6 protein-coding genes are annotated in these 4476 nt (G+C 63.6%); 2 read left to right on the forward strand and 4 right to left on the reverse strand.

What is annotated here, in order from left to right:
• The first annotated feature begins 174 nt into the window (after positions 1 to 174).
• Positions 175 to 762 (forward strand): hypothetical protein, encoded by a 588-nt coding sequence (locus BLX41_RS12825; RefSeq protein ID WP_123725172.1) that lies wholly within the window; start codon positions 175 to 177, stop codon positions 760 to 762.
• Positions 763 to 847: 85 nt separating this feature from the next.
• Here the strand turns inward: BLX41_RS12825 and BLX41_RS12830 are convergent, their stop codons facing one another.
• Together BLX41_RS12830 and BLX41_RS12835 are read right to left on the reverse strand one after the other, a co-directional pair.
• Positions 848 to 1402: a UPF0149 family protein gene (locus tag BLX41_RS12830; protein WP_123725198.1), complete on the reverse strand. Its 555-nt coding sequence runs from the start codon at positions 1400 to 1402 to the stop codon at positions 848 to 850.
• 102 nt (positions 1403 to 1504) lie between these two features.
• The gene (locus BLX41_RS12835; protein WP_123725173.1) at positions 1505 to 1906 is read right to left on the reverse strand and encodes a hypothetical protein; all 402 of its coding nucleotides are present in this window, start codon (positions 1904 to 1906) and stop codon (positions 1505 to 1507) included.
• A 245-nt stretch (positions 1907 to 2151) separates the two neighbouring features.
• Here BLX41_RS12835 and BLX41_RS12840 point away from each other — a divergent pair, with 245 nt between their 5' ends.
• On the forward strand, positions 2152 to 2787 hold the full coding sequence (locus BLX41_RS12840; RefSeq protein ID WP_185073521.1) for a DUF2239 family protein: 636 nt from the start codon (positions 2152 to 2154) through the stop codon (positions 2785 to 2787).
• Here the strand turns inward: BLX41_RS12840 and BLX41_RS12845 are convergent.
• Together BLX41_RS12845 and BLX41_RS12850 are read right to left on the reverse strand one after the other, a co-directional pair.
• Complete coding sequence (locus BLX41_RS12845; RefSeq protein WP_123725175.1) at positions 2784 to 3404, reverse strand: LysE family translocator; 621 nt, start codon at positions 3402 to 3404, stop codon at positions 2784 to 2786. The two genes, BLX41_RS12840 and BLX41_RS12845, sit on opposite strands and share 4 nt — an antisense overlap.
• Before the next feature lie 248 nt (positions 3405 to 3652).
• Positions 3653 to 4240 carry an AidA/PixA family protein gene (locus BLX41_RS12850; protein ID WP_123725176.1) on the reverse strand — a complete coding sequence of 196 codons (588 nt, stop codon included), beginning with the start codon at positions 4238 to 4240 and terminating at the stop codon, positions 3653 to 3655.
• Positions 4241 to 4476: the final 236 nt, after the last annotated feature.

A 4476-nucleotide genomic window follows, 5' to 3' on the forward strand; every position in this document is an offset into this window, starting at 1 on the left:
GCAAGGAACTGGCCAGTGCCAAGGAGCAGCTCAAGTTCGAGCGCAACGTCGGCCTCTACGGGCGCGAGTACTGGGCCCCGACCCAGGGCGCCAAGCAACTGAATGAACTGGTTGCCAAATTGCTCGACAACGCCAGCGCCCGCTTGGCGCAACACTAGGATCAAGGAGAGTCACATGTTGGGTTCCATCAAGCACGCCCTGGTGCTCGCAGCGCTATTGCTGGGCGGCTGCGTGTCCTACTCGCAACACGAACTGGCGCCGGTCACGAACTGGCCGCCGGCTGTGCAAACCGCTGAACAAAAGCCCAGCGCCTTTGTGCGCACCACGGCGATGTACCAGGTCAACGGCGGCCCCGCCAATGCCGCCGCCGGCGCTCCTGCTGCCGCCTGGGAAACGGTGGTGGCCGATGCCTACCGCCAGTCCGGGCGCTTTGCCCGGGTCAGCACCGACAAGGTCGAGTCGGACCTGTATGCCGAAGCCACCCTGTACAACAACGAACAGTTCAGCATGGCTTCGGCCATCATCACCGGCGTCACCTTCTTCGTGATTCCGTCCACGGCCAAGAACACCTTCACCCTGGAGACCGTATTCAAGGACAAGGACGGCAAGGAGCTGGGGCGGATTCGCAAGAGCGAATCGGTGCGCACCTGGATGCAGTTGCTGTTGGTCGTCGCTATTCCCTTCCAGCAGGACACCCGCGACGTGGTCCAGGCGCTGGCTCGCAGCACCCTGGATGAAGCGGTGCAGCGCAAATTGCTGTAAGCCTTGCGCCGCTGGCCGGGCGCCAATAAAAACGCCGCTTGCTCTGTTCAGGGCAAGCGGCGTTTTTCATGGGCCGCGGTTTGTCTCAGCGCTGCGCCGACCAGTAGGCATGCAACTGCCGCGCGGCGGGTTCGAGGGCCGCGATCTGCTGGCGATGCTGCTCCAGGTCCAGGTCGGCGGGCAATTCGAAGTTGTCCTGTTCGGCGCAGTCGATGATCAACTGCAGTGCCTGGACCTGTGGCGCCGGCATTTGCGGCCAGTTGCCCACGGCCACCCCGCGCAGGTAGCCAAAGCACCATTCTTCGGCCAGCAGCAGGTTTTGGCCCTGATGCTCGGTCTGTTCAAAGCGCGCCCTGAAGCCTTCGGGGGCGGTGCTCAACTGGGCGGCCAGGGTGTTGATGTGGCGCACGCAGAGGTCGATGAACTGCCGGCATTCCTCCGGGGTTTCCCAGTTCGGATTTTCGCCGCCCCAGATCCCCGGGAACCATTCGGCGATGTCGACCTGGGCCGGGCCCGAGACCAGCGCGGTGAAGTAGCCATCCAGCTCGCAAGGGTTGAGCACCGAGTGGTCGTCGCCGTACTTGAGCAGAGTGTCTTCGATCACTTCGAAGTCGGCGGCGTTGAGAGGCGAGTTGGGCATGTTCGGAATCCTGAGAAAAAAGCTGCGGCGATTTTCCAGCTTCATGCCGCACCCCGCAAGCTTGAAGCTCGGCCGGCCCAGCTCGTGGATCAAGGAGGGTGCTCAGGTATCGCGCAGCAAGTCCTGGGCATCGAGCAGTCGGTAGGCGATTTCCGGGCGGTTCTCCATGGCCCGGCGGATGGCGGCGGGAATCGACTGCCGGGTCTTGCGGCACAGGCCGGGATGCTCGGCCAGGGCGATCGTGATACCGCGCATGCTGCGCACTTCGTTGTCGCTGGGGGTGATTTCCACACGGACCCCCAGTTGCTGGTAGATCCGCCGCTGCATGTGTTCCAGGTCCGCCAGGTCCTTGAGATTTTCCAGGCGTTCGAGCAGGCGCTTTTCCTCCTGGCGCGTGAGATTGAGGATGCGCAGGTCGGCTCCGGGGGTGTCCAGCAACTGCTCGCGCTCGCAAATGCAGGCGCCGGGCGGACAGGGTTGGCGGATCGCAGGGCTTGGATTCATGGTGATCCATCATAGCCATGTCGCCGGGGCATTCAGAGAAAATTGTGTGGCATCCCCCGGTGCTGGGGGAGTGCCGTAGGAGCTGGCTTGCCAGCGAAGGCGTCCCCGAGGGCGCCGCCAGGTTCGACGGCCTTTTCGCCGGCAAGCCGGCTCCTACGGGGGGGGAATATATATTACCCGGGTGATATTGATTGTTTGATTAATATCCGGGTAATATTCAGCCTCGTTTCCTTGAGGCCACTGCCATGTATGATTTCCTTACCCAGCCCGTTACCGCTTTCCAGGCCCAGCATGTGTTGGCGGCCGGCCCGCTGCTGGAGGTCGCGCTGGCAGTCAAGCGTGCCAGCGAAGAGGCGGCGCCGCAGCCGTTGCTGGTCTTTGACGATACCAGCGGCCGGGTCATCGACCTCGACTTGCGAGGCACTCCGGAGGAAGTGCGCCAGCGCCTGGCCGCCACGCCGCCGCCCGGCAACGGGCGCTATCGCCCGCGTCAGCCTGTCGCCGCACCGGTCGAGAGCGAAGAGGCAGCACCCCGTGGGCGAGGGCGGCCCAAGCTTGGGGTCATCGCCCGGGAAGTGACCCTGTTGCCGCGTCAGTGGGAATGGCTGGCCGAGCAGCCGGGCGGTGCTTCGGCAGTGCTGCGCCGGCTGGTGGACGACGCGCGGCGCAATGGCGCCGGACCGCAGCGCCAGCGGGCCGCACAAGAGGCGGCCTACCAGTTCATGCTGGCCATGGGCGGCGACCTTCCCGGTTATGAAGAAGCGACCCGGGCGCTGTTCGCCGCGGACCTGGCGCGCCTGCAACAGTGCATTGAGCACTGGCCTGGTGATATCCGCGACTACGCCCTGCGCCTGGCCGGCGCGCTTTGGCAGGCGAGCTAGCCGCGCCGCGCCATCAGCAGCACCGACGCCGCCCCCGACAACAGCACTGCGCAGCCGCGATTGAACAGGCGCTTGCCCCGGGGTTCGGCGAACCAGCGGCGCATGTGCAGGCCCATGTAGGCGTAGGCGCTGATGGCGATCCACTCCAGCCCCAAAAACAGCGCGCCCAGGATCAGGAACTGCGGGCCCATCGGCTGCGCCGGATCGACGAACTGCGGCAGGAAGGCGGTGAAGATCAGGATTGCCTTGGGGTTGCCCGCCGCCACCAGGAACTCCTGGCGCGCCAGGGGCCACAGGCCGACGCGGGCCGGTTCATCGGCCACGTCATTGCCGGGATTGGCACGCCACAGTTGCCAGGCCAGGTACAGCAGATACCCCGCGCCCAGGATCTTGATGGCATGGAACAACAGTTCCGACGTCTGCAGGACCACCGCCAGGCCGGCGGCGGCCAGGGCGATCATGGCGGCGAAGGCCAGCAATCGGCCGCTTCCCGCCAGGCAGGATTGGCGATAGCCGTAACGGGTGGCGTTGCTCACGGACAACAGGTTGTTCGGGCCGGGGGCCATGTTCAGGGCGAAACAGGCGGGGATGAACAGGCTCAGGGTGGCGAGATCCATACAGTCTCCGGGACAACGCAAGGGGAACGGACCCACGCCATCGGGAATCTCGGGACTGGCCGGGACGTTGTTGAGGCGGGGTCGATAAAATACGGGTCGCGTCGGGCGGGAGGCAAGTGTTGAGTTCGCGGCGGTTCAGCGGTTGGCCAAGGTTGAACGGGGGGAGGAGGGGCAGGAGGCCGCGACAGTGATCGGGCAGGGTCACGCAAGCCCCTCTCCCCGTACCGACAGGGAGAGGGGCAAGGCACTCAGTTGATATTGATGTAGGGGTCCCAGTCGCAGTAACCCACTATCTGGTTGTCACTGTCGACAATCATGAACGCCCAGGTATAGGTGAGGCTGCCTTGACGCACGGCTTTGCCTTCCCAATAGAAGTTCTTGACGCTCTGGGCTATTGGCTGCGCGGATGGATTGTTTTGATTGATGATCGGCATGGGCGTGTGGTTCAAGACCACCGGATTGATGTCTTGCACATAACTGGGGTTCTGTGCCGTCACTACCGGGGACGTCTGGGTGTACTGATACAGCAGTACCGAGTGGTACAGCCCCTCGGACAGGCTGGTGCTGCGCCAGCGGATCAGGTCGCCCTCCTTGAGGTTGACCGACAGTTCATCACTACCGTCGCCGGCTGGGACGTTGTTGCGTCTGGCGACCATGTAGATCGCTTGACTGGAGAGCCTTATCCCGCTGGTGGTGAAGTTATAGAGGTGGCTGGGCTGCTTCGGGTCGCTTTTTTGCAGGTTGAACACTTGGCCGCTGTCGAATTGTTTGCCCTGGCTGTTGAGAATGGTGTCCACATCAATGGTGATCATGATGTCGATGATGTTGTCGTTCATGTCCAGCTCCCTGCTGTCGCGTTAGATGCCTGGAGTGCCCAGGCAAACAGGCAATCGAGTTTCCGGGCGCGGCCACTGAGCATGTCTGCCCGGGGCCCGGTCTGGCGGGATTTGGGCTTGATGCACTTCCATGAAGTCGCGAGTGGAATCTAGATCCTCAAGACGGTTAGTCAAATGGCCCGCGGCAAAAAGAGCGAGCGCAAGACGAGCGGTGCCTGCCAGTGGCAGGGACACGC

The organism is Pseudomonas protegens (assembly GCF_003732485.1).
Taxonomy (GTDB): domain Bacteria; phylum Pseudomonadota; class Gammaproteobacteria; order Pseudomonadales; family Pseudomonadaceae; genus Aquipseudomonas; species Aquipseudomonas protegens_B.

What these genes read in the sequence shown, in the direction of transcription:
- BLX41_RS12825 (WP_123725172.1), top strand. Translation starts at nt 175, where the DNA reads ATGTTGGGTTCCATCAAGCACGCCCTGGTGCTCGCAGCGCTATTGCTG.
- BLX41_RS12830 (WP_123725198.1), bottom strand. Translation starts at nt 1,402, where the DNA reads ATGCCCAACTCGCCTCTCAACGCCGCCGACTTCGAAGTGATCGAAGAC.
- BLX41_RS12835 (WP_123725173.1), bottom strand. Translation starts at nt 1,906, where the DNA reads ATGAATCCAAGCCCTGCGATCCGCCAACCCTGTCCGCCCGGCGCCTGC.
- BLX41_RS12840 (WP_185073521.1), top strand. Translation starts at nt 2,152, where the DNA reads ATGTATGATTTCCTTACCCAGCCCGTTACCGCTTTCCAGGCCCAGCAT.
- BLX41_RS12845 (WP_123725175.1), bottom strand. Translation starts at nt 3,404, where the DNA reads ATGGATCTCGCCACCCTGAGCCTGTTCATCCCCGCCTGTTTCGCCCTG.
- BLX41_RS12850 (WP_123725176.1), bottom strand. Translation starts at nt 4,240, where the DNA reads ATGAACGACAACATCATCGACATCATGATCACCATTGATGTGGACACC.